Raw genomic sequence first — 22,290 nt, 5'->3', positions numbered from 1 at the left:
AAAACTCGGGTGTGCCCCGGCGAGAATCAGTGATATCGAAACCGGCAAGCGCCCTTTGCCGGAGTTGAGGTTGGCTTATGAAGAACTTCTCAAATCAGCTTGACACAACATAGGAGCATCACCCTCCGAACAAGCAAGCATTGATAGATGCAGGTCTGCACTACATTTTGTCGGTGAAACCCCACCGTGCCTGAGGTGATTGAAACCTGGCGGCGGGAAATCCCTGGTGAAGCCTACGCCCACGGCCAGATCTGGACACAAGCCTCGGCAAGCGATGCGCGCAAACACACAACCCCGAATACGGTGACCCACTTCCAGTACTCCTATGATCGGGCCAGACGCGGCCTGCGCGGAATCAAAGAGCAAGTCGCAAAAGCCAAACGCGCTGTTGACGGCGAAATCGCCATTAAGCGCAACCGCTATTTCGATCTTTCCACCCCGAACAAGAAGGTCAACTACGCTCTTGCTGCCAAACACCGAGTCCTAGCCGGAATTAAAGGCTATGAAACCGACCTGACCGCTCTTCCCGCCCAGGAGGTTATCGGGCATTACCGCAGGCTATTCCACATTGAAAATGTCGTATCGGATGTCGAAATCAGACCTGAAAGCACGCCCAATCTATGCGAGGAAACAAAACTCGATCACAGCACATCTCAATATTGTGATGGCAGCACTAGCCGTGACCCACCTGATGGAGACCCGCAGTGGTCACTTCATCAAACGCCTCGTGAGAACACTCAAGAAATACCGCAGCTTTCAACTCGTCGTTGGCGGCGAAACCATTCACGCCGCGGTACCATTCCCGCCCGACCTCACTGCCACCATCCAAGTAATCACCGGCCGCGAACTTCCGCACAAAATTGGCCTAAATCAGGTTAGAAGGGAATCAGCACACCGTCTCGTGGGATTCGTGCTCTGGGTGCTCAATCTGGATGGTGGAGTGCTCGATACCGTGTTCGCGCAGGGCCTGCTGGGCGGCATCCAACAGCGGGCCGATGCCGACGGTGCCGTCGCGCACGATATGCACGGTCGTGAGCACGTTCACGCCGTCCAGGCTCCACAGGTGCAGGTCGTGGATGTCAGCAACGCCCTCGACCTGCCGCAGCGCGGGCTCGATCGCACTGGCGTCGAAGTCCGCCGGGACTTGCTCGAGCAGCACGCTCGCCGAAAGCCGCATGAGCTGCCCGGCGCGCGGCAGCACCATCGCCGCGATCGCTAGGGAGGCGATCACGTCCGCCGCCACAAACCCCGTGGTCAGTACCACGATGCCGGCCACGATTACTGCGACCGAGCCGAGCATATCCACTAACACGTGCAAGAACGCGCCCTCCACGTTGATCGATGATTTGCGGTGCCGGTGCAGAACCCACGCCGATAGCGCATTCGCCACCAGGCCGATCACCGCGATGATCAGCATCGTTTTTCCCTGCACTTCGGCCGGGCTCTGCAGGCGGCGCACCGCCTCGACGACAATCCACACCGAGATCGCCAGCACCATCACTGCGTTCGCCAGTGCAGCAAGCACCTCCACTCGTCGGTAGCCGTACGTGGCCTGAGCCGATGCTTGTCGGCGCCCAACCAACACCGCTAAAACCGCGATGATCAACCCCGCAGCGTCGGAAAGCATGTGCATCGCATCCGCCATCAGCGCCATCGAACCCGCCAACCAGCCGCCGATCAGCTCCGCGAAGAAGACGGTGCCGGTAATGCCTAGCGCAATCAAGAGTGCGCGCAGCGGCGTGCTGGAGTGATCGTGGTCGTGGTGCTCGTGTGCCATGCACTCAGTCTATCCCCGTCGACGCTTATTGACAATTAAATGAAAATGAATGACGGTAAGCGCAGCCACTGAGGCCAAGTCGGCCTGATTTAGGTCATTGTGCAGTTGTCCTTTGAATGTGTAGAGAAGCTGAAACATGAACAACCAAAAAGTACTGCAGCCGCATGTCAGGAAAGCAACCGCTGAGTGTACACGAGGTAAATATAAATCTACATTTGTATAAATGTATATAGAAAAGCGCCGCGACCCGTGGAACGTGTTAAAGGGTGGGTCGCGGCGCTCGTGCCAAAAATCTACCTCTTGGTTTCACCCAACAAGTGACACTGAATCATGTTGGTGTTGCCAGCAATTCCTGGAGGAGTACCAGCAATGACGACAATCATGTCACCTTCCTCGTACTTGTCCATCTCCAGCAATGCATCATCGATGGCTTCCATCATGTCATCGGTGGACTTAACGTGCGGGCTCAAGAAGGTCTCAGCACCCCACGTCAGAGCCAGCTGGGAACGAACCGCTGGGTCCGGCGTAAACGCCAACAGCGGAAGCTGGGAGTGCAGGCGAGCCACTCGCTTAGCGGTATCGCCGGAGGTAGTAAAGGCTACGATAGCCTTTGCATTGAGGCGCTCGGCAATATCGCGGGCGGAATAGGACACCACACCACGCTTGGTGCGCGGAACGTGAGTCAGCGGTGGAACCTTGCCACCATCTTCAGCATTAGCCACGATCTTGGACATGGTGCGCACGACGTTCTGCGGGTCAATACCCACGGAAGTCTCACCAGAGAGCATAACGGCATCAGCGCCATCGAGAACGGCGTTAGCCACGTCGGAAGCCTCTGCACGGGTCGGGCGCAGGTTAGAAATCATGGAATCCAGCATCTGGGTAGCCACGATGACCGGCTTAGCGTTCTCGCGAGCAATCTGGATAGCGCGCTTCTGGAACAGCGGCACGCGCTCCAGCGGCACCTCAACACCGAGGTCACCACGGGCAATCATGATGGCATCGAATGCCAGCACGATAGACTCGAGTGCGTCTACCGCCTCAGGCTTTTCCAGCTTGGCAATGACCGGAACGCGGCGACCCTCTTCGTCCATAATCTCATGGACCTTATCCACATCTGCTGGGGAGCGGACAAAGGACAGTGCCACGAGGTCAACGCCGAGCTTCAAAGCGAAGCGCAGGTCAGCAATATCCTTTTCCGACAAAGCCGGCACGGAGATATCCATACCAGGGAGGGAAACGCCCTTGTTATTGGAAACCGGGCCACCTTCGGTGACCTCACAAACAACGTCGTTGCCGTCGACTTCCTTACAAACAACGGCAACCTTGCCGTCGTCGATCAGCAGGCGGTCACCTGGCTTGGCGTCCTTGGCCAGGCCCTTGTAAGTGGTAGAGACGCGGTCATGGGTGCCTTCGATATCGTCCACGGTAATGCGGACGATCTGGCCGTTATCCCACTGCTCCTCGTCATTAATAAAGCGGCCAAGGCGAATCTTAGGGCCCTGGAGGTCCGCCAAGATACCGACGGCGCGTCCGGTCTTATCGGTGGCTTGGCGCACCCAGTTGTAATTCGCCTCGTGGTCTGCATGCTCGCCGTGAGACATATTCAGGCGGGCAACGTCCATGCCGTCCTGTACGAGGCGCAAGATACCATCCTCGCTAGCAACGGCAGGGCCGAGAGTACAAACAATCTTCGTTCTTCTATCCAGCATTATTGGCCTATTCCGTCGGGGAAACTGAACACTCCCCAACCTACTCCTTCGAAAGGATTGAGGCCACAATTTTTCGGTACCACTTTTTGAACGGGCACCCCAAAATGCCCGATTTCCCACAATATCAAAACCAACCGGACACAGTTGGGCAGTGTTTACGTCGATGAAGAACCCGGTTGCTGCCCGTCAGATACCGCGTGTTCATCGCGGTGCTCATCATGTGCGCGGTGCGCTGCCCAATACTTAGGATCCACCTCTTCGGGGGACTCTGGGCCCTGGCGGTGCCTATCAAGCATGAAGAAGACAACCGCGGCGATGATAAAAATCACTAGGGAGACGATGAGATTCACGCGGACCCCAAAGATATGGGTCGCCTCATCGGAACGCATCCCTTCAATAAAGAAGCGGCCCAATGTATAGCCCATGACATAGAGGGCAAAGACGCGCCCGTGCCCCAACTTCCAGGCCTTGTGAGCCCACAAGAGGAAAAGGCAGACTAGAACATTCCACACGAGCTCGTACAAGAAAGTCGGGTGCACCGAGGTCATGATCTCCCCCGTGGAGTGTCCGGAAACGGGAGCATAGCCGCCATTTTCATTGACGCGGTAATAGATATCTAAAGCCCACGGAACGTCGGTCGGGCGCCCATAGAGCTCTTGGTTAAACCAGTTACCTAGGCGTCCAATCGCCTGCGCGAGGACGAGGCCTGGCGCCACCGCGTCAGCAAAGGGGCCGAGCGGCACCTTTTTCACTTTGAAAAGCACCCACAAAGCTAGTGCGCCCAAGGCTACGGCGCCCCAAATGCCCAGTCCGCCATTGGTGATCTTCAGCGCGTCCGCGGGATTGCAGCTATCGCAGAAGTACTTCTGGTTATCGGTGATGACGTGGTAGAGCCGCCCGCCAATGATACCGGCTGGGATGACCACGATGGCGGCATCCCATACTGTGTCTGGGTTACCGCCGCGTGCGGTGTAGCGGCGTAAGGTCATTCGCAAGGCGACGATAATACCTACGATGATGCACAGCGCATAGGCACGAATGGGAATGGGCCCCAACTGCCACACGCCCTGCGGCGGAGACGGAATATTTGCAAGAATTTCTGAGTGCACGTAGCCAGTGTGCCTTATCCCCCACCCCACCAGCTAGTTGGGGTCTTATTCTATCTTGCGCGCGGGACACGCTGGATGCTGCCCGGCAGCCACCAAAGAGCGCGCCAGCGCCGTAGGATCCTGGGCAGCCATGACTGATTCACCCACCAAAACTGCATCGGCGCCGCGTGAAGCATAGTGAAACAGGTTGCGCGCGTTATTTACCCCGCCTACTGCGATGCGCAGAATCGATTCTGGCAGGCCTGGAGCGATATCGTTAAACGCCTCGCGGTTAATGGCATCCGAAGCCAACGACCACGCATTGATGGCAATGACGCTACTTCCTGCCTTGATTGCGCGGTCGACCTCGGCGCAGTTGCGTACCTCTACGATGGCGGTCATACCGAGCGATTCCACCCGGTCCAAAAGTGCCTCCAGGCGAGCTTGCTCTAAGAGTTCAACCTGCAACGGAATAGCATCGGCCCCAAAGCACCGGGCTTCATGAATTTGGTAAGGGTCCACGATGAGATCGCGCGACATCATGGGAATATCAATCGCAGCACGGGCAGCTGCCATATCTTCTAAAGAACCGTGGAAGCGGCGGAAATCAGTCTGGCATGCCATGAGATGTACGCCGCAGTGTTCAAAAGTGCGAGCCCATTCCGCCATCTGTTCCGCAGAGCCAACATGAGCGATTTCGCCGCCGTAGGGTACGGCGCGCTTGAGCTCTGTGATGACCGAGCAGCCTGTGCGTAGCAACGCCGCGCGGGCATCCCGGGGAGGCTCCATGTCACGCGAGCGCGCCTTCACCTCTTTAAAAGACACGCGGGCTTCCCGCGCAGCGACGTCCTCCAAGACTCCTGCAACAAGGTGGTCAACGGCAATGGGCGTAGGCATCAGCACCTCCCTCCACGGGCGATTAAAATCACACTTAGGTTAACCCGCTCGCGTGCCGTTCCGGAAATTACACAGGAAACGGGGCTAGTTTTTGTCCATATCAGTGGGATCGATATCACTATCAAGGGCGTCCCACATCACGCGGCCAGAGTCGGAAGAGGTTTCCAAATCCTCCTCCAACTTTGCCTGCCGTGCCGCCGGGGTTTCGTATTTGCTAGACGCCTTCGCCTTATCCACGCCTGGATTGCGCGCAAGCATGACCGCACCGAATAGGGCCGCTGCCGCACCTATTAGGGCCAGAATTGGTCCCAGGGAATGCATCTCGGTGGAAACGACCGTGGCCCAGTCAGAAATCTGGGCAGAGTCAACAGCGTTTTCATTGGCCGAGGCTCCCTGCAAGATCTTCTGCGCACGCTCGGCGTCCGCGCCCGCAGTCAGCAGGCTCACCGGTGTCCATGCACTAGCCGCCGCAGCGAGGGCGCACACAATGCCCACCACTCGCCTACCGACGCGCCGCAGCGCCATCCCCGCGACGGCACCGGCTACCAGAACTAGGGTCAAGGCCATGATTTCCAGCGACCAGGCCGAGCCGATGATGTCATTGGCCGCGGAGCCGGCCTTGTCGTCCTCGCTGGAGGCTACCACCCACGTAGCACGGGAGGACAGCCACAATACGATGGCTCCTACAGCGATAAGTAGTGGTCCAAGGCGTCTAGCCTTCACGATTGCCCTCCTAGGAGATCGGTGGCGTCAAAGCACGTGCGGTCACCGGTATGGCAGGCGCCGCCGCGCTGCCGCACGGTCAGCAGAATAGTATCTCCATCGCAGTCAAGGCGAACGCCCAGCACCTCTTGGGTATTTCCAGAAGTTTCTCCTTTGACCCAATATTCATTGCGCGAGCGCGAAAAATACGTTGCCTTGCGGGTAGCGAGGGTATGGGCCAAAGCGTGGTCATCCATCCAGGCCAGCATCAGCACCTCACCAGACTCAGCCTGGGCAATGGCCGGCACCAAGCCTTGGTCATTGCGCTTGAGCTGCTTGGCGATGTCCCCGTTAAGTTCAAAGTCGCCCGGGCTACTCATCGGCGCACCTCGTAGCCCGCAGCGTCTAGAGCCTCTTTCACATCGCTGATTTCTACCTCACCGAAGTGAAAAATGCTTGCTGCCAAGACGGCATCGGCGCCGGCTGCAACTGCCGGTGGGAAGTCTGCGGCGTTTCCTGCGCCGCCAGAGGCGATAACGGGAATGGTCACCGCTGCGCGCACGGCGCGCAACAATTCAAGGTCAAACCCTTCCTTTGTGCCGTCGCCATCCATCGAGTTAAGGAGGATCTCCCCTACGCCGAGTTCTTCGCCGCGGCGTGCCCATTCAATGGCGTCGATCCCGGCCGATTCCGTACCGCCGTGTGTGGTGACCTCAAAGCCGGATGGCGCATACTCTTCGTGGCACCGGCGGGCATCAACGGACAGCACGATGCATTGGGCCCCGAAAATCTCAGCCATTTCGCGCAGCAGTTCCGGATTCTTAATGGCCGCGGTATTTACAGAGACCTTATCTGCCCCGGCGCGCAATAATTCTCGGACGTCATCAACGCTGCGAACTCCGCCACCCACCGTCAATGGGATGAATACCTGGTCCGCAGTGCGGCGCACGACCTCGAGCATGGTGGAGCGGCCCTGTTTAGAAGCAGAGACATCCAAGAAGGTAAGTTCATCGGCTCCTAGGGCGTCATAACGCGCGGCCAGCTCCACTGGATCGCCGGCATCACGCAGGTTGTCAAAGTTGATCCCCTTGACCACACGGCCTTGGTCCACGTCTAGGCAGGGGATCACGCGTACGGCTACAGCCATGGCGGCCGCCTCCTTTTCGGGTATTTAGTCTTAACGGTGAAATGAACCGGTATGACGAGACAAGATATCAAGGATGGTGGCATGAACCTGCGGGGTGCCTGCCACCATGCCGCGCGACTGCGCAGTCCACGGATTGCCTTCCGGATCGGTAACAACGCCTCCAGCGGCCTGAATCTGCAGTGCTCCCGCGGCGTTATCCCATGGGTGCGGAGAGAAGTTAATCGCGCCATCAAACACGCCCTGCGCGACGAAGGCATTATCAAGTCCCACAGAACCGGTCATTCGCGGGCGCAGTCCGGTCTCGCGCAGCTCGTGGAAAATTTCGGTGGGCAGGTGCGAAGAGCACCCCACGTGACCGCGCGCCTCATCAAAACCCATCGCATCGTCCCCTCCGCCGAAGCCAGTGGTTGGCCCACCTACCGAGCGCAGTGGGGCGCCATCGCAGGTGACCAAACGGCGCCCCAGGAGCGGGAAGTCAGATACCGCGGCAACAGGCGCACCCTCATGAATGAGTGCCACCAAGATGCCGGCCATGGGGTTTCCGGCAGAGTAGTTTGCGGTGCCATCGATCGGATCTACCACCCACACGGTATCGAGCACGCTGCCGCCTGATTCTTCTCCATAGACCGGGATGCCGGTCATCTGGGTCAAGATATCGCGCAACTGTTGCTCGATGACGAGATCTACCTCGGTGGCAAAATCTCCCTGCCCCTTAAATCGGGCGGGCGCAGCTCCGAGGCCGGAGCGAAAAATGGGTTCTACTTGGTCTACGGCCGCCTCCGCGAAGGCCACCAACTCGCGGGGTTCCATCATGACTTAGTTGTCCTCAGGGTCGAAAGGGTCAATGGTTTCTTCTGCCGGCAGCGGCTCTACCTCGGCCACCGCAGCGAGCGCTTCGTCGAGGGTGAAATTCCCCTCGTACAGGGCCTTGCCAATAATGGCGGAATCGATACCCTCATTTACATAAAGCGCGAGCTCGCGCAGGTCTTCCACGCTAGAAATGCCACCGGAGGCGGTGATTTTTGCCTCCGTCGCCATCGCTACCTCGCGCAGGAGCTCAATATTAGGTCCGGTGAGCGTGCCATCTTTAGATACGTCTGTCACCACAAAGCGCTGGCATCCGGCGGCATCGAGGCGCTCGAGTACCTCCCACAGATCGCCGCCATCGGAGACCCAGCCATTGCCAGCGGTACGCCATTCGCCGCCATCTTCGCGCACGGCAAGGTCCACAGCGACCTTATCTCCGTAGCGCGCTAGGATATCCGCGATCCATTCCGGCCGCTCTAGAGCAGCCGTGCCGATGCTAATGCGCTGCGCACCGGTAGCCAGCGCTCGCTCCACCGCGGCATCGTCCCGAATGCCGCCGCTAAGCTCCACATTTACCCCTAGATCGCGAGTAATCATCGCCATTTCCTCGTGGTTGGAGCCCCGGCCGAAAGCCGCATCCAAATCCACAAAATGCAACCAGTGCGCACCCTGGGACTGCCACTTTTGTGCGGCATCGCGCGGGGAACCATACGAGGTCTCGGTGCCTGCTTCGCCTTTATCCAAGCGCACGGCTTGGCCTTGAGATACATCGACTGCTGGCAAAAGCGTAAAAGTCATATTCTTCATCCTACCTAGAGCGTGCGCATCCAGTTTTCCAAAAGCTGAGCACCGGCGTCCCCGGATTTCTCAGGGTGGAATTGAGTCGCCCACAGGGCACCGTTTTCTACCGCCGCGACGAACCTATCGCCCGCGTGCTCCGCCCAGCTCACCTGCGGCGGGCGGGTAATTTCCGTTTCCAATTCCCAACGGCGAACGCCGTAGGAATGTACGAAGTAGAAACGTTCGTCTTCCGGTAGTCCGGCAAACATATCGCTGCCGACGGGTACTTCCACGGTATTCCACCCCATGTGCGGCAGCACCGCAGACTGCAACTTTTCCACGGTGCCGGGCCACTCGCCGCAACCGATGGAGTTGATGTTGTGTTCCACTCCGGCGTCGAAAAGCACCTGCATGCCTACGCAAATGCCCAACACCGGCCGCTCTCCTGCCAAGCGCTGGCCGATGACCCGAGGGCCCTGCACCGCCCGTAGCCCGCGCATGCAGGCAGCAAAGGCACCCACCCCAGGGACAAGCAGACCGTCCGCTTCCACCGCTTCCTTGGGGTCCGCGGTAACGGTGACGTCCGCGCCCACCCGCTCCAGCGCACGCTGGGCTGAGCGCACATTGCCCGCGCCATAATCCAATAATGCGACCGTCTTTGCCATGGGCTATACCTTACGCATGCGACGCAGACGCGTCCGGATATCGTTGGTTTCGCTCACGCGGGTGCGCCCAAGGACAAAATCTGCCGACGTCATCACAACGCCTGCGAGGAGGATGACCACGCCGGCCCCAAAAGCCCCCGCATAGCCGTAGCCGGCAACCAAGGCACCCAAGAGGGTCGAGCCCAAACCGGTGCCGCCGTCATAGAAGATATTCCAGATGGCAGAAGCCTCCGAGACCCGCTCGCGCGGCAGGCGATCAAACATGGACAGCAGCGCCTCATTTTGGGCAATACCGAACGCGCCACCGAACAGGAAGGCACCAAGCACGAGCCACCATACGGAACCATCGAGATAAAGAGGAACGGCAATGGCAAGCACGCCCACGATAGCCATTACCTGGCCGGGGATGTAGAGTCGGCCGGGAGTGCCCACGCGGTCTGCCACCATGCCCGCGAGGTAGCGGAAAATCATGGCGGCGCCGCCCACAATGGATAGCATGATGCCGGCCAAGCTGGCGCCGCGCTCTGCATCGAGTTCTTGTACTGCCGGCGGCAGGAAGGATGATACGGCGCCATAGCTCATAGAAAACGTCGTTAGCGCCAGCGCCGGAACAAGCACTAGCTTCCACGTAGGAACGCGGATAAGGTTCGGCTCTTCTTCGGTATCAGAGGCGAGCGTGACCTTGATCTTGGGAATGCGCAGGCACAGGCCAAAGCCCACGAACCCAATGACTCCGGCGGTGATATACGTCGAGGCATAACCCAGCTTTTCCGCCATGGTCAATCCCAGTGGCAAAAAGACCATTTGGCCCAGGCCAGTGAAAACACCAATCATGCCGGTGGCCTTGCCCAGCAGGCGTACCGGCGCCAGTTCCGCAATGAGCGCGGACTCAGAAACGGTCAGCGCGCCAAAGCCCACACCGCGCAGAGCAGAAAAGAGCAGGACAACCCAAGCATCGGTACCCAAGAGGTGGCCAAAGGCAGGTACGCCCAGGGTAAAAGCGGACAGTGCCATCACGCGGCGGTAGCCCCACCGGCGTAGGAGCCACGGGGAGATGATCTGGGTAAGCACGGTGAAGGCCATGAAGATGCCCGTGGATGAGCCCGCCAAGGTAGCTGAGCCGCCGGAGTCAATAACCGCTAGCGGCACCACTGGAAGGAGGATGGACCAAGCACCGAAGGCTGCGGCGATGGCCAACATGGTCGCGGTATAACCCGGAACCTTCCAGATATTAGTTTCTTGGGTATTGCTCATTTACCGAACGCTCCTACCATCCACGAGATTGCTGCCACCACGGTGATTGCGGCCAATAAAGAGGCTACTACTGTCATTGCCTTCGATCCCTGTTGGTAGGCAGACCACGCACCGCCCACCAACATGCCGGCGACGAGGAAGAGGACCAAGATCATAAAATGCATGCGTTCTAGAGTGCTCCCTTCGTCGAAGGAATGCCAGTCTGGCGCGGATCGAATTCCACCGCACCGCGCAACGCACGCGCTACGGCTTTATACTCCGCTTCCGTAATGTGATGCGGATCGCGACCATAACGCACGTTGAGGTGGAGCGTTACCGCAGCGTGGGTGGCGAGCGTTTCAAAGAAGTGGCGGTTGATCACCGTGGCGTAATGCCCACCGATGGTCTGCCACTGCAGGTGCTCTGGTTCGCCGTTCGTTACAAAATAGGCGCGCCCAGAAAAATCCACCACCGCTTCCACTAAGGCCTCATCCATAGGCAAAAGCTGGGAGCCAAAGCGGCGAATGCCGGCCTTATCCCCCACCGCCTTACGCAGCGCGGTGCCGAGCACGATGGCGGTATCTTCCACAGTGTGGTGGGCATCTACCTCCACATCGCCCTCAGCCTGCACAGTGAGATCAAAGCTGCCATGAGTAGCAAAGGCCGTGAGCATGTGGTCAAAGAAAGGCAGTCCGGTGGAAATATCGCTTTGTCCCGTGCCATCTAGGTCAATGACCACAGAAATCTGCGATTCCGACGTCGCCCGCTGGGCGCGCCCTACGCGGTTGCTCATGCTTCGCTCCTTTCTCCTGCGACCGGGAAATCAGCCACTACTGTATCCGCAAGGTCCTCAGCTACCGCCAAAAAGGCCGAATTTTCTTCTGGCAGCCCCACGGTCATGCGCAGGTGGCCTGCGATGCCAACATCGCGAATGAGCACTTCCTTATCCAAGAACTGTTGCCACACGCGGTGTTGGTCAGCAAAGCGGCCGAAGAAGAGGAAATTGGATTCGCTGGGTAAAACGGTATAGCCCAATTCGCGCAAGCGAGTGGCCACCCGCTCGCGCTCGGCGGCAATCTTTTCCACGGTGGCGAGCGTATCCGCACTATGGCGCAGCGCCACCGTCGCCGCCGCTTGGGATAGCACGGAAAGGTGATACGGCAGCCGCACCAGCATCACGGCTTCCACAAAGGCCGGGTCCGCCACGAAATAACCGAGGCGGCCACCGGCAAAATCGAAGGCCTTAGACATGGTGCGCGAGACCACCAGCTTCGTGGGGTATTTCTCCAGCAGCGTCACCGCAGATGCCGAGGAAGAAAATTCGCCATAAGCTTCATCGACGATGAGGATGCCCGGGGCGGCGTCGGCAAGCGCGGCAATATCGTCCACGCTGGTCACCCCACCGGTGGGGTTATTCGGCGTAGTCACAAAGATGATATCCGGCTGGTGCTGCGCGACAGCTGCGAGCGCTCGGTCCATATCGATGCGGAAATTCTCATCGCGCGGGCACTCCAGAAACTGCGTGTGAGTCCCATCCGCGAGGATAGGGTGCATGGAATAAGACGGGGTGAAACCGAGCGCGCTGCGGCCTGGACCACCGAATGCCTGCAACAGCTGCTGCAAAATCTCATTCGAGCCATTGGCCGCCCACACCTGCGCATAGCCCACGCGCACGCCGGTTTGTTCAGATACGTAGTCCGCCAAGGATTGGCGCAGCTCCACCGCATCGCGCTCCGGATAGCGATTGAGTGTGGTGGCAAGGCGCCGGGTCTCCGCCACCAAGTCATCCACTAGTGCCTGCGAGGGAGGATAAGGATTTTCGTTGGTATTGAGCTGGTAGGCCACGTGGAGTTGCGGCGCCCCATAGGCAGACTTGCCGCGCAGCTCCTCGCGCAGGGGAAGATCATTCAAGTGCGTCATTTAATTCTCCTCGAATCGGGCGCGGATAGCCTCACCGTGGGCAGGCAACCCCTCGGCCTCCGCAAAAGCGATAACGTGCGGGGCAATCTCTTCCAACGCAGCTCGGTCATAATCAATAAGGTTGACCAGCCGCATAAAGGTATGGGTAGAAAGGCCGGCAGAAAAGCGCGCCGTACCGGAGGTGGGCAATACGTGATTGGAGCCGGCTGCGTAATCTCCGAGCGGCACTGGAGCAAAGTTCCCTACAAAGATCGCACCGGCGTGCTTAATCCGTTCGGCCACCGCGCCGGGCTCTGCGGTGTGGATCTCCAGGTGTTCAGCAGCATAGGCATTGGCCACCGCCACCGCTGCATCCAGGGAATCGACCAGCACAATTCCGGATTGCTCGCCGCCTAGGGCTTCGGCCGCTCGCTGCGCATTTGCGGTGGCGCTGTAGCGCGCTTCTACCTCGGCATTCACACGCTGAGCTAGGCTTGGCGATGCCGTAATGAGCACACTCGCGGCCATCGGATCATGCTCGGCCTGGGAGATAAGGTCATAGGCCACATACACCGGATTCGCGGTGTCATCAGCGATAATGGCGATTTCGGTCGGCCCGGCCTCAGCATCAGTACCCACCACGCCGCGCACCAACCGCTTGGCCGCGGTGACGAAGATATTTCCGGGGCCGGTAATCATGTCCACCGGGGCTAGTCCGGAGTCATCATCTCCGTAGGCCATCAGCGCGACGGCCTGGCCGCCTCCTACCGCCCAGACCTCATCCACGCCTAGCATCTGGCACACGGCCAGCACCGTGGGGTGCGGCAGACCGCTGAATTCTTTTTGTGGCGGCGAGGCTACCACCAAGCTTTCCGCGCCGGCCGCCTGCGCTGGCACGGCATTCATAATCACCGAGGACGGATAGACCGCCTTGCCTCCCGGCACGTATAGTCCGACGCGCTCGATGGGGCGAAAGACCTCGGTCACCGTGGCACCTGGTGCTAGCTCGGTGGTGTGTGCGGCCGGTTTTTGCTCGGCGTGAACCTTGCGGACCCTCTCGATGGAGACCTCAATCGCTTGGCGCACCTGCGGGTCTAGTTCGGAAGCGGCCTTCTCCAACTCCGCTTGGGGCACCCGCAGATGGGCTGGGCGCACGCCATCGAATTGCTCGCCATAGTCCAAGGCGGCCGCAGCGCCTTCTTGGCGTACTCGATGAACCAGCGGCGCCACCTTGTCCACCACGGCGGCGACGTCGGTGCCACCGCGCGGCAAAACTCGCCGCAACTGGGCGGGGCGCATTTCTTGGCCACGCAGATCGATGGTGCGAAGCATTCCCGGTTCCTCTTCTCCCTATCGGATTTCTGTTATTAAACCAATATCTTAATGGTCAAACGCCAGCGAGGGGGCCGGTTTGGGCTATAGACTCGATGTCAACACAGCTTTAAGGTGGTGGCAGCGATGAGCGAAATTGAACCCTCTCTTCTGCTCTCGCATGCCCGCACCATTGCCCGCGATAATGACATCTCCTGCTGGGCCCTGCCTACTGGCGAGCTACTCGTTCCACATGCGGCAGGCGGCTCCACCTTCATCTTTGTAGACCAGCTGGAAGAACCTGTGCTCCACCTGCACACCAGCCCCCGCGGCGGCGTCGATCTCAGCGAGATCTCCGAGCTCGCGTACCTGGCCAACGAGTGGAATCACGATTGCATCTCCCCGGTCGTCGTGGTTGATTATAACCAGCCTGACTGCGTGAGCGTGTCCGGGCACAGCTATCTGCCGGCCGATACCTCCCCCAGCCGCGAACAGCTTGCAGCGTTCCTCCTACCGGCACTGCGCAACGCGGAGGTCCTCATGGATCTGCTCGCCCAATCCCATCCTGGCCTCGTGCGCGAAGCTTCACCTGAGCTTGCCCCGCTTGCCGACGCCCCCTTGGAACCCTTCACCCTCGATAGCCTGGCCGGGCTCCTACCGCTTATTGGGATCCAGCGCTTCCAAAGCGACGGCGGCACCGCGATCTACGCCTGGGTCAATGATGTCCTTTTCGCCTTTGCACTGGACAACGGGCCCAGCCTCATTATCAAAGGGCATTGGGACCCCAGTCTGGACGAGGCGGAATTTACCCGGCTATTCCTCATTTGCAATGACTGGAATCGCGCCCACCACGGCGCCGTGGCATTTTGCCACCACACCTCCGAGGGCCTGCAAGTGCAGATGGATGCCGCCACCATTACCGCCGCGGGACTTACCCGTCCGCAACTATTTAGCGCCATCGGCCGCGGGCTCAAGCACATCCTGCACGGCATCGATGACATCGCGCACGAAGTAACCGGCGCCTCCCCCGTCGAATGGCCTTAGACGCGCACATCACCAATCTTCATCGGCACTCACAAACGCCGTGGACCAATAGGCAAACATCGCCATAAAGGGCGCCACCGCCCACGAGATGGCTGGGGAGAAATTCGGCGCAAACTCTACGACTTCCCCTGGGTTTTCTGGTGGATGCGTGGCCGTGACCCCGCCAAAGACATAAAACGACGCCGCCCCAGCCAGGGCACACACGCCGACCCACAAGAGCATCGACAAGCCCCGCCCCTGCCGGCGCAAATACGCGCCCAACCCCAAGAACAAACCAAGCAGGCCAGTAATGAGGGCAAAGGTAATAAAGGCGATGAACTGAACGCTTCCCATCGCATCGATGGCATAACCGCCGTCATCTACCTCATGGCCGGTGAGCGTCGGCCGGAAAATCCCCCACAGCGCACCGGCCACGCCGTAAACGAGGAGCGCACACGCGAGTAACCCCGCACCGAAGCCTAGGGTGCGGGGTAACCGGCGCTTTAACAGAGACAACTTAGTTACAGAAGGTCCAGTTGCCATTCTCGCGGCGGAAGCGGACCGTAGAGGTCTCAGTACCCTCAGAGTTGGACACGCTCACGGTTGCAGAAGCATCGTCGCCATTGACCACAACGTCGTTGACGGACTGCAGCTTGGTCGATTGTGGGATGGACTCCAACTGGCTAGCGAACTTCTCCACCTCGGCGTTGCCGCCGCCCTGCTGGCGCATAGTGTTGGCGTACTCGGCAAAGGACTGGTTCGGCAGGCTATCGACGTACTGCTGGTACTGGCTGAACTCCTGGGACTGCTCATCGCGCACCGCCTGGCAGGCATGCTGCGGCATGTAGTTGAAGTATTCCTTCACATTGTCGATCTCATGCTGACCACGGACCAGCTGCTCGATGGCCTGCTTATCGGCATCATTAGCATTCTGGCCGCCCTCAATCGGCTTGATGTCCTTCGCTCCTGCGAAAGGATCCTCACCATTGTTCAGCGGGTTAGCCAGCTGATCGGGGCCCTCGCCAGCACCGTCCTCGCCCTCTGTACCCGCAGCGGCGTCCTTCTTTTCGCCGTCCTTATTCTGATCCTTTTCTTTTTCCTTGTCCTTGCCCTCGGACTTATCTGCAGATTTATTCTCAGAAGACTTGGATGCCGTGGTGGCGGCCGCCTTCTTGGAGTCGTCACTGTCATCCGAACCACACGCAGCTAGCGCCAGCGGGGTGACCAGCGCAACTGCGATGAGGGACTTCTTTGCAGGGGTCAAAAAGGACAAGGGAAAGCTCCTGAATCAATCTTGCGAATGTGAAGCCACCCCAAGGGCGGCCTCTTATTTGTCTTCGCAATACTAACAACCCGACGGTGGAAATGGCATTGAGACTCCGTTAAAAGAACCTGTGAACTACCGTCCTACCCGACCGAGTCCGTACAATTGCCAAGGTGCACATAAACCGCGAGAGTATTATCGACGCCGCTCTTTCCCTGCTTGATGCCTACGGGCTTGGCGACGTCACCATGCGCCGCGTTGCTTCCTCCCTCGGCGTCGCCCCCGGCGCGCTCTACTGGCACATTGCCAATAAACAAGCGCTCATTGCAGCCCTAGCGGAGGAGATTATCTCCCCCGTTTCTGGGGAGTCGCTCGAGGATATCAGCCTCAATCTTCGTGATTTACTGCTCGCCCGCCGCGACGGCGCCGAGGTAGTCATTGCCGGCCTCTCCCTCCCGCAGGCCCCTGCCTGGGACCGCCTCTTGGCGGCCTTTACCGCTGCTGCCACACGCAGCACCCTCGCTGCCACCAGCGCCCACCGCGCCGCCGCGCTCTCCGCCATTCACCTCGTGCTCGGCGCCACCTTAATGGAACAATCCCAACGCCAGCTTGCAGAAACCACCGGTGAGTCTCCGGTCACAGATTATCGCGCAGATCTTATACGCGGCGTGCGTATTATTAACGCTGGACTGACGCACGGCGCCGGCGCCTAAAAAGTGGTTATGCTCGTGGGCATGAACACTCCCGCCATGGACGCAGTCCCCACACCCACCGAGCGCTACGGCCGCCAAATCTGGCCCGGCAAACCCACCCCACTGGGATCCACCTTTGACGGATCCGGCACCAACTTTGCTTTGTTTTCCGAGGTAGCAGACAAGGTCGAGCTCTGCCTCATCGACAAAGAAGGCAACGAGGAACGCATCGAAATGTCGGAGGTCACCGCGCATGTGTGGCATATTTACCTCCCCAATGTCACCCCTGGCCAGCGCTATGGCTATCGCGTCTATGGCCCCTATGAACCAGAAAACGGTCTGCGCTGCGACCCTTCCAAGCTCCTTGTAGACCCCTATGCCCGGGCGTTCGACGGCGAATTCGACGGCGATGCCTCCCTCTACTCCTATGACATCCACGCCGAGGAACCCGGCACCGGCCGCAACGAAGAAGACTCGCTAGGCCACACCATGTTGTCGGTGGTGATTAACCCCTTCTTTGACTGGCGCAGCGACCACCGCCCCCATATTCCCGATAATGAAAAGGTCATCTATGAAACCCATGTCAAGGGCATGACCATGGCCCATCCGGACGTGCCGGAAGAGCTCCGCGGCACGTATGCCGGCATGGCCCACCCTGCCGTCATTAACTACTTTAAAGAGCTTGGCGTTACCACCGTCGAGCTCATGCCCGTCCACCAATTTCTGCAGGACGATCGCCTGCGCAACTTGGGGCTGCGCAACTACTGGGGCTATAACACCTTCGGCTTTTTCGCCCCACACCATGACTATGCCTTTGCCAAGAAGCCGGGCGAGGTGGTCTCCGAGTTCAAGGCCATGGTCCGCGCCTTCCACGAGGCCGGCATCGAGGTCATCCTCGATGTGGTTTATAACCACACCGCCGAAGGCAACCACATGGGCCCGACCATTGCTTTCCGCGGCATCGACAATGGCGCGTACTATCGCCTCGTCGAGGGCGATGAGGCCCATTACATGGATTACACCGGCACCGGCAATTCCCTCAATGTCCGCCACCCGCACTCGCTGCAGCTCATTATGGATTCGCTGCGTTACTGGGTTACGGAGATGCGCGTCGATGGTTTCCGCTTCGACCTGGCGGCAACGTTGGCGCGGGAGCTTGACGACGTCGACAAGCTCGCCACCTTCTTCGACCTAGTCCAGCAAGACCCCATTGTCAGCCAGGTTAAGCTCATTGCCGAGCCTTGGGACATCGGCCACGATGGTTACCAGGTGGGCAACTTCCCGCCCATTTGGAGCGAATGGAACGGCAAGTACCGCGATACCGTGCGCGATTTCTGGCGCGGCGAGCCCGCTACCCTAGGTGAATTCGCCTCCCGTCTGACCGGCTCTTCGGATCTTTATGCCGATAATGACCGTCGCCCCACCGCCTCCATCAATTTCATCACCGCCCACGACGGTTTTACACTGCGCGACCTCGTGTCCTATAACGACAAGCACAACGAGGCCAATGGCGAAAATAACCGCGATGGCGAATCTTTCAACCGCTCCTGGAACTGCGGTGAAGAAGGCCCCACCGATAATGATGAAATCCGCAAGCTACGCCGCCGCCAAGTGCGCAACTTCCTGACGACTCTCCTGCTTTCCCAGGGCACTCCTATGCTCTCGCATGGCGATGAATTCGGCCGCACGCAGGACGGCAATAATAACGTCTACTGCCAAGACAACGAGCTGTCGTGGATGGACTGGTCCATGCTGGAGGAAGAAAAATCCGCCGCGATGCTGGGCTTTACCAAGCGCGTGCTGTCCATTCGCAACCACCACCCCGTCTTCCGCCGCAAGCGCTTCCTCGCCGGCGGCCCGCTCGGCGCGGATGTCCAGGAACGTGATATCGCCTGGCTGGTTCCTTCGGGCCGCCTGATGACCCAGGACGACTGGGACCACGACTTCGGCCGCGCCCTCATGGTCTACCTCAATGGCAATGCGATTACGGAAACCACCGCCCGCGGCGAGCGCATCACCGATGATTCCTTCATCATGATCTTCAATTCCCACGACGGCGAAATCGAGTTCACCCTGCCCACCAAGGATCTCGGCGCTACGTGGCGGCTGATGGTCGATACCGCCGATTCCGGTGGCTACCCCGCGGAGGAAACCCTCATTGAGGCAGAGGGTACGATCACGGTGCAGCCGCGTTCAACGCTGATTCTGCGTCAGATTGAACCGCCCATCTTCGATTCCTAAAGAAAGGCCCCTCGTGTCATTTCCCGCGCACGGCGCACTCATCGATGTCACAGCGGATAATCTCGTGCTTCACCGCACCCTGCTGGCTACCAGCCTCGGCGCCCCCGTCACGCAGGATATCCCGCTTGAGTCCATCGACACCGTGCGCGTGAGTGAACCGACCCCCACCGGCTTCGGCACCCTCGACTTGGGCGCCGCCGGCACTATAGCCTTCGCCCCGCACCAAGACCCGCAGGCCGTTGCCCGCGCCATTTCCGCCGCACAGCGCGGCGAAGCACCCTCCTCCGCCGCCACCATCCCCGGCCTTGATTTCACCGCCGTGGACGTGGAAACGGCCAACGATAACTGGGGCTCTATCTGCCAAATCGGCGCGGTGCGCTTCCGCGATGGCCAGGAGACCGCCTCCCAGTCCTGGCTGTGCACCCCTCCGCCAGGCCTCGAGCACTTCGCGGATATTAACGTCTCCATCCACGGCATTACCGCGGACGATGTGCAAGGAGCGCCGGCATTTGCCGATGCCGCCAAGGAGCTCTTCGATTTCCTCGGCGACGACGTGCTTGTCGCCCACAACGCCCAGTTCGATTCCACCGCCCTGCGCTCCGGCCTGCTTTCCGCCGGCGCCGAAGTGCCCACCGTGCCGCTGGCCTGCTCCCTCGCGCTGTCCCGCGATGCTTCCAAGGCCAAGGTTATTTCGGTGCGCAACCACAAGCTGCCCACCGTCGCCGCCCACCTGTCCGCGCCGGACTTCAGCCACCACGACGCCACCGAGGATGCCCGTGCGGCCGGCGAAATCATCGCCCGCTTGGCCGAGCGCTTCGGACACACCGGCAGCATCCGCGACCTATTCACCGCACGCGAATTCACCTTGGGACGTCTCGATGCCGAGGCCATTCTGCCCGTCCTGCGTGCCCACACCGCCCCCACCTCCGGCGCGGATCTCGGAGCTGGGACCGACTTCCGCGACCAAACCCGTGCGGCCGGCTCCGCACAGAAGAAGTCCCGCGGGCCCGCCCCGTGGCAGTCCGTAGCCACCCCGGACACAATCCCAGAGCCGAACCCCGACGCCGACCCGGAAGGCGCACTCTACGGACAGCACGTCACCCTCACCGGCGATTTCGAGCCCTATGATAAGGGTGTGCTGTGGCAGGGCATCGCCGAGCGCGGCGCCCAAGTGGCAAAGAACGTCACCAAAAAGTCCACCCTGCTCATCGTGGGCGAATGGGCCAAGAAAACCTCCAAGGAAAAGCGCGCGGAGGAGCTGCAGGCCAAGGGCCAAGAAATCGACATCTGGCCGGCCGATAAGCTCTTTGCCGAGCTGCAACTCGACGCCGAGCCGCCCTTCTAGGCCCAACCGGGGAACCAAACGGCGGTTTCTCCAGTCCAATAAAGGCGACCACACCCTACCGCCACACTGGAGAACCCGCCGTGACCGTCGCCTTGCGCCCGCCTCGTCCCACCACCGCAAACCTGCTGCCTGCGCTCTTTGCCCGCTCCTGGCTGAAAGAACAGCGGCTTTCTGACGACGGCTTCTGCGACTCCCTCGCCACCATCCAGCTCTCCCCCAGTCTGTCCATGGCGCTGGTCTTTCCTGGCAAGCAGACCTTTCGCCGGCTCAGCCACCGCGGCCTCGCGGCCATGGATATCTCCGCGCGCCGAGCATGGAACCATGCTTCCCATAACCTGCAGCGCGCCGCCCTCGATTCGCAAGGGCTGCGCTTTTGGACCCGCCCCGCCGCCTGCGAACTCCCTTCCGCCGCCCGTTTCGGCGGCCTGCAGGTCCGCTCCCACGGCGCACCGATTTCCTCTTGGATTGCCCACCCAGAGACCTTTACCGTGCTGGACAAGCACATGCGTCGCCTGCTGCGTTCCCATTCGCTGACCTACCTAGTGCCGGACTCCGCCACGCTCTTTGCCTTTGCCCACCTACCGGACACCTACGCCCGCCAACTGGCCGCCGATGCTGTCGCGCACGTGCCCCGCCATCGCACCGTGCTCCACCCACGCCCGCTAGTATGGTCTAACGGATTCCCGCGGGAGTTATGAAAGGAGCACCATGCCGGAAAGTAGGATGTCGCGGCTGAGCAACCAGTACCACGACTGGGCGCGCAGCCACCCCACCGCCGCGGTGGACTTCCGCACCGCCATCGAGGACCTCCTCAATGACGCTGGCATCATCTTTGACCGCGTCTCTACCCGCGTAAAAACCTGGCCCTCGCTGAAGGCGAAGGCCAAAAAGCGCCGCGAGAACGGCGATTTTGTCTATCCCCAGCCCTGGCAAGAGATCCACGATGTGATGGGCGTGCGCGTAACGTTGTATCACTCCACCGCCATCCCGCAAGCGCTCAACGTTTTTGGGGAGTCTTTCCGCGTGGAGCGCTCCGTAGACAAGGCGGCAGAAACTCGCATCTCTGGCGGATTCGGCTATGGCTCCCACCACTTGGTGCTCACCGTGAGCGAGGACAGCGCCGCCGCGATGGAAGAATTGGCGAGCTACGTCGGCTGGACCTTTGAGGTACAGATTCGCACCGTCCTGCAGCATGCGTGGGCGGAGTTTGAGCACGATATCCGCTATAAGCAGGGACCGAACCCGCCCTCGCCGGAGGTAGATCGCCTCTTTACCTTGGCCGCGGGGCTTATCGAGCTCGCCGACCAGCAATTCGATGAGATCGCCGCCCTCAAGGCCCCCGATACAGAAACCGACAAGGACGTCGAGCTTACCGCCGAGACCCTGCCGGGCGTGCTCGCCATCATTTTGGGTAACCGCTTCCCGCTCTCACGCTCGGAGCACTACCGCTTCTTGGCGGAGCTCCTCGAGCAAAACGGCGTGCGCCACCTGGGCCAGCTTGAGCAGTTGCTGGATGACGCCGCCATTGCTCACGTCCACGACGCCATGCGCTACCGCTTCCGCCCCGGCCAGGTGCGGCTTATCGACGACCTGCTGCTCAACAAGTTTGGCAAACAACACATCGAGGCCACCGCCGAATCCGGCGACCGCCCAGGCCGCAAGCGGCGGCTTACTGCGCGCCTGAAAGCGCTACGCGCCGCCCACTAG

General features: G+C 60.1%; 24 protein-coding genes. 7 read left to right on the top strand and 17 right to left on the bottom strand.

The features are described 5' to 3' along the window. Nucleotides 1-195: 195 nt before the first annotated feature. A complete protein-coding gene (locus QP934_RS09200; RefSeq protein WP_419127378.1) occupies nucleotides 196-879 on the top strand; it encodes a hypothetical protein in 684 nt (227 codons plus the stop codon). A 7-nt stretch (nucleotides 880-886) separates the two neighbouring features. On the opposite strand, the gene QP934_RS09195 is transcribed toward QP934_RS09200, so the two are convergent. From QP934_RS09195 to hisD, 15 genes are all read right to left on the bottom strand, one after another. Then, complete coding sequence (locus QP934_RS09195) at nucleotides 887-1,777, bottom strand: cation diffusion facilitator family transporter (protein WP_419127377.1); 891 nt, start codon at nucleotides 1,775-1,777, stop codon at nucleotides 887-889. 293 nt (nucleotides 1,778-2,070) lie between these two features. Further along, entirely contained in the window at nucleotides 2,071-3,486 is a 1,416-nt protein-coding gene (pyk, locus tag QP934_RS09190) for a pyruvate kinase (protein WP_419127379.1), read from the bottom strand. A gap of 158 nt (nucleotides 3,487-3,644) precedes the next feature. Then, nucleotides 3,645-4,598, bottom strand: a complete 954-nt coding sequence (gene lgt, locus QP934_RS09185; RefSeq protein WP_419127376.1) for a prolipoprotein diacylglyceryl transferase — start codon at nucleotides 4,596-4,598, stop codon at nucleotides 3,645-3,647. Nucleotides 4,599-4,643: 45 nt separating this feature from the next. Beyond that, a complete protein-coding gene (locus QP934_RS09180; RefSeq protein ID WP_239228135.1) occupies nucleotides 4,644-5,474 on the bottom strand; it encodes an indole-3-glycerol phosphate synthase TrpC in 831 nt (276 codons plus the stop codon). Nucleotides 5,475-5,558: 84 nt separating this feature from the next. Then, nucleotides 5,559-6,197 (bottom strand): TIGR02234 family membrane protein, encoded by a 639-nt coding sequence (locus tag QP934_RS09175; protein ID WP_419127375.1) that lies wholly within the window; start codon nucleotides 6,195-6,197, stop codon nucleotides 5,559-5,561. Beyond that, on the bottom strand, nucleotides 6,194-6,556 hold the full coding sequence (hisI, locus tag QP934_RS09170; RefSeq protein WP_198491661.1) for a phosphoribosyl-AMP cyclohydrolase: 363 nt from the start codon (nucleotides 6,554-6,556) through the stop codon (nucleotides 6,194-6,196). Before hisI ends, QP934_RS09175 begins: the two co-directional genes overlap by 4 nt. After that, nucleotides 6,553-7,323, bottom strand: coding sequence for an imidazole glycerol phosphate synthase subunit HisF (gene hisF, locus QP934_RS09165; protein WP_225746760.1), 771 nt, complete (start codon nucleotides 7,321-7,323; stop codon nucleotides 6,553-6,555). The genes hisI and hisF overlap by 4 nt, the downstream gene beginning before the upstream one ends. A 30-nt stretch (nucleotides 7,324-7,353) precedes the next feature. After that, nucleotides 7,354-8,136 carry an inositol monophosphatase family protein gene (locus QP934_RS09160; RefSeq protein ID WP_049377590.1) on the bottom strand — a complete coding sequence of 261 codons (783 nt, stop codon included), beginning with the start codon at nucleotides 8,134-8,136 and terminating at the stop codon, nucleotides 7,354-7,356. Between the two features lie 3 nt (nucleotides 8,137-8,139). Beyond that, nucleotides 8,140-8,928, bottom strand: a complete 789-nt coding sequence (gene priA, locus QP934_RS09155) for a bifunctional 1-(5-phosphoribosyl)-5-((5-phosphoribosylamino)methylideneamino)imidazole-4-carboxamide isomerase/phosphoribosylanthranilate isomerase PriA (RefSeq protein ID WP_340418744.1) — start codon at nucleotides 8,926-8,928, stop codon at nucleotides 8,140-8,142. A gap of 14 nt (nucleotides 8,929-8,942) precedes the next feature. After that, the gene (gene hisH, locus QP934_RS09150; RefSeq protein ID WP_340418743.1) at nucleotides 8,943-9,575 is read right to left on the bottom strand and encodes an imidazole glycerol phosphate synthase subunit HisH; all 633 of its coding nucleotides are present in this window, start codon (nucleotides 9,573-9,575) and stop codon (nucleotides 8,943-8,945) included. Between the two features lie 3 nt (nucleotides 9,576-9,578). Further along, nucleotides 9,579-10,829, bottom strand: a complete 1,251-nt coding sequence (locus QP934_RS09145; protein WP_340418742.1) for an MFS transporter — start codon at nucleotides 10,827-10,829, stop codon at nucleotides 9,579-9,581. Next, nucleotides 10,826-10,993: a hypothetical protein gene (locus tag QP934_RS09140; protein ID WP_005324605.1), complete on the bottom strand. Its 168-nt coding sequence runs from the start codon at nucleotides 10,991-10,993 to the stop codon at nucleotides 10,826-10,828. Before QP934_RS09140 ends, QP934_RS09145 begins: the two co-directional genes overlap by 4 nt. A 5-nt stretch (nucleotides 10,994-10,998) precedes the next feature. Continuing rightward, nucleotides 10,999-11,601 (bottom strand): imidazoleglycerol-phosphate dehydratase HisB, encoded by a 603-nt coding sequence (gene hisB, locus QP934_RS09135; protein WP_419127374.1) that lies wholly within the window; start codon nucleotides 11,599-11,601, stop codon nucleotides 10,999-11,001. Next, entirely contained in the window at nucleotides 11,598-12,728 is a 1,131-nt protein-coding gene (locus tag QP934_RS09130; protein ID WP_419127373.1) for a histidinol-phosphate transaminase, read from the bottom strand. The genes hisB and QP934_RS09130 overlap by 4 nt, the downstream gene beginning before the upstream one ends. Continuing rightward, complete coding sequence (gene hisD / locus QP934_RS09125) at nucleotides 12,729-14,039, bottom strand: histidinol dehydrogenase (protein ID WP_419127372.1); 1,311 nt, start codon at nucleotides 14,037-14,039, stop codon at nucleotides 12,729-12,731. It lies immediately after the preceding gene. Nucleotides 14,040-14,165: 126 nt separating this feature from the next. Here hisD and QP934_RS09120 point away from each other — a divergent pair, with 126 nt between their 5' ends. Beyond that, nucleotides 14,166-15,062 carry a hypothetical protein gene (locus tag QP934_RS09120; protein ID WP_419127371.1) on the top strand — a complete coding sequence of 299 codons (897 nt, stop codon included), beginning with the start codon at nucleotides 14,166-14,168 and terminating at the stop codon, nucleotides 15,060-15,062. A gap of 9 nt (nucleotides 15,063-15,071) precedes the next feature. On the opposite strand, the gene QP934_RS09115 is transcribed toward QP934_RS09120, so the two are convergent. Together QP934_RS09115 and QP934_RS09110 are read right to left on the bottom strand one after the other, a co-directional pair. Further along, complete coding sequence (locus tag QP934_RS09115) at nucleotides 15,072-15,557, bottom strand: hypothetical protein (RefSeq protein ID WP_284791567.1); 486 nt, start codon at nucleotides 15,555-15,557, stop codon at nucleotides 15,072-15,074. 1 nt (nucleotide 15,558) lies between these two features. Then, nucleotides 15,559-16,314 carry a hypothetical protein gene (locus QP934_RS09110; RefSeq protein ID WP_337888153.1) on the bottom strand — a complete coding sequence of 252 codons (756 nt, stop codon included), beginning with the start codon at nucleotides 16,312-16,314 and terminating at the stop codon, nucleotides 15,559-15,561. A gap of 164 nt (nucleotides 16,315-16,478) precedes the next feature. Between QP934_RS09110 and QP934_RS09105 the strand changes: the two genes are divergently transcribed. The 5 genes from QP934_RS09105 to QP934_RS09085 all read left to right on the top strand — a co-directional run bounded on the left by QP934_RS09105 (nucleotide 16,479) and on the right by QP934_RS09085 (nucleotide 22,290). Next, the gene (locus tag QP934_RS09105) at nucleotides 16,479-17,018 is read left to right on the top strand and encodes a TetR family transcriptional regulator (RefSeq protein ID WP_340418737.1); all 540 of its coding nucleotides are present in this window, start codon (nucleotides 16,479-16,481) and stop codon (nucleotides 17,016-17,018) included. A 21-nt stretch (nucleotides 17,019-17,039) separates the two neighbouring features. Beyond that, nucleotides 17,040-19,238, top strand: coding sequence for a glycogen debranching protein GlgX (gene glgX / locus QP934_RS09100; protein ID WP_419127370.1), 2,199 nt, complete (start codon nucleotides 17,040-17,042; stop codon nucleotides 19,236-19,238). 13 nt (nucleotides 19,239-19,251) lie between these two features. Then, nucleotides 19,252-20,583, top strand: a complete 1,332-nt coding sequence (locus QP934_RS09095; RefSeq protein WP_337887333.1) for an exonuclease domain-containing protein — start codon at nucleotides 19,252-19,254, stop codon at nucleotides 20,581-20,583. An 80-nt stretch (nucleotides 20,584-20,663) separates the two neighbouring features. After that, complete coding sequence (locus QP934_RS09090; protein ID WP_419127369.1) at nucleotides 20,664-21,281, top strand: hypothetical protein; 618 nt, start codon at nucleotides 20,664-20,666, stop codon at nucleotides 21,279-21,281. Between the two features lie 10 nt (nucleotides 21,282-21,291). Next, nucleotides 21,292-22,290, top strand: coding sequence for a GTP pyrophosphokinase (locus QP934_RS09085; RefSeq protein WP_419127368.1), 999 nt, complete (start codon nucleotides 21,292-21,294; stop codon nucleotides 22,288-22,290).

Origin of the sequence: Corynebacterium sp. MSK122 (assembly GCF_030229435.2) — a bacterium.
In the GTDB taxonomy this organism is placed as follows: domain Bacteria; phylum Actinomycetota; class Actinomycetes; order Mycobacteriales; family Mycobacteriaceae; genus Corynebacterium; species Corynebacterium marquesiae.
This window is presented reverse-complemented; position numbering and strand designations above follow the sequence as displayed.

Excerpts from the sequence above, each read along its gene's own strand:
- glgX (WP_419127370.1), top strand. The coding sequence starts at position 17,040 with ATGAACACTCCCGCCATGGACGCAGTCCCCACACCCACCGAGCGCTAC.
- QP934_RS09180 (WP_239228135.1), bottom strand. The coding sequence starts at position 5,474 with ATGCCTACGCCCATTGCCGTTGACCACCTTGTTGCAGGAGTCTTGGAG.
- QP934_RS09195 (WP_419127377.1), bottom strand. The coding sequence starts at position 1,777 with ATGGCACACGAGCACCACGACCACGATCACTCCAGCACGCCGCTGCGC.
- QP934_RS09085 (WP_419127368.1), top strand. The coding sequence starts at position 21,292 with ATGCCGGAAAGTAGGATGTCGCGGCTGAGCAACCAGTACCACGACTGG.
- hisB (WP_419127374.1), bottom strand. The coding sequence starts at position 11,601 with ATGAGCAACCGCGTAGGGCGCGCCCAGCGGGCGACGTCGGAATCGCAG.
- hisD (WP_419127372.1), bottom strand. The coding sequence starts at position 14,039 with ATGCTTCGCACCATCGATCTGCGTGGCCAAGAAATGCGCCCCGCCCAG.
- hisI (WP_198491661.1), bottom strand. The coding sequence starts at position 6,556 with ATGAGTAGCCCGGGCGACTTTGAACTTAACGGGGACATCGCCAAGCAG.
- hisF (WP_225746760.1), bottom strand. The coding sequence starts at position 7,323 with ATGGCTGTAGCCGTACGCGTGATCCCCTGCCTAGACGTGGACCAAGGC.
- QP934_RS09145 (WP_340418742.1), bottom strand. The coding sequence starts at position 10,829 with ATGAGCAATACCCAAGAAACTAATATCTGGAAGGTTCCGGGTTATACC.
- hisH (WP_340418743.1), bottom strand. The coding sequence starts at position 9,575 with ATGGCAAAGACGGTCGCATTATTGGATTATGGCGCGGGCAATGTGCGC.
- priA (WP_340418744.1), bottom strand. The coding sequence starts at position 8,928 with ATGACTTTTACGCTTTTGCCAGCAGTCGATGTATCTCAAGGCCAAGCC.
- QP934_RS09130 (WP_419127373.1), bottom strand. The coding sequence starts at position 12,728 with ATGACGCACTTGAATGATCTTCCCCTGCGCGAGGAGCTGCGCGGCAAG.
- QP934_RS09160 (WP_049377590.1), bottom strand. The coding sequence starts at position 8,136 with ATGATGGAACCCCGCGAGTTGGTGGCCTTCGCGGAGGCGGCCGTAGAC.
- QP934_RS09120 (WP_419127371.1), top strand. The coding sequence starts at position 14,166 with ATGAGCGAAATTGAACCCTCTCTTCTGCTCTCGCATGCCCGCACCATT.
- QP934_RS09140 (WP_005324605.1), bottom strand. The coding sequence starts at position 10,993 with ATGCATTTTATGATCTTGGTCCTCTTCCTCGTCGCCGGCATGTTGGTG.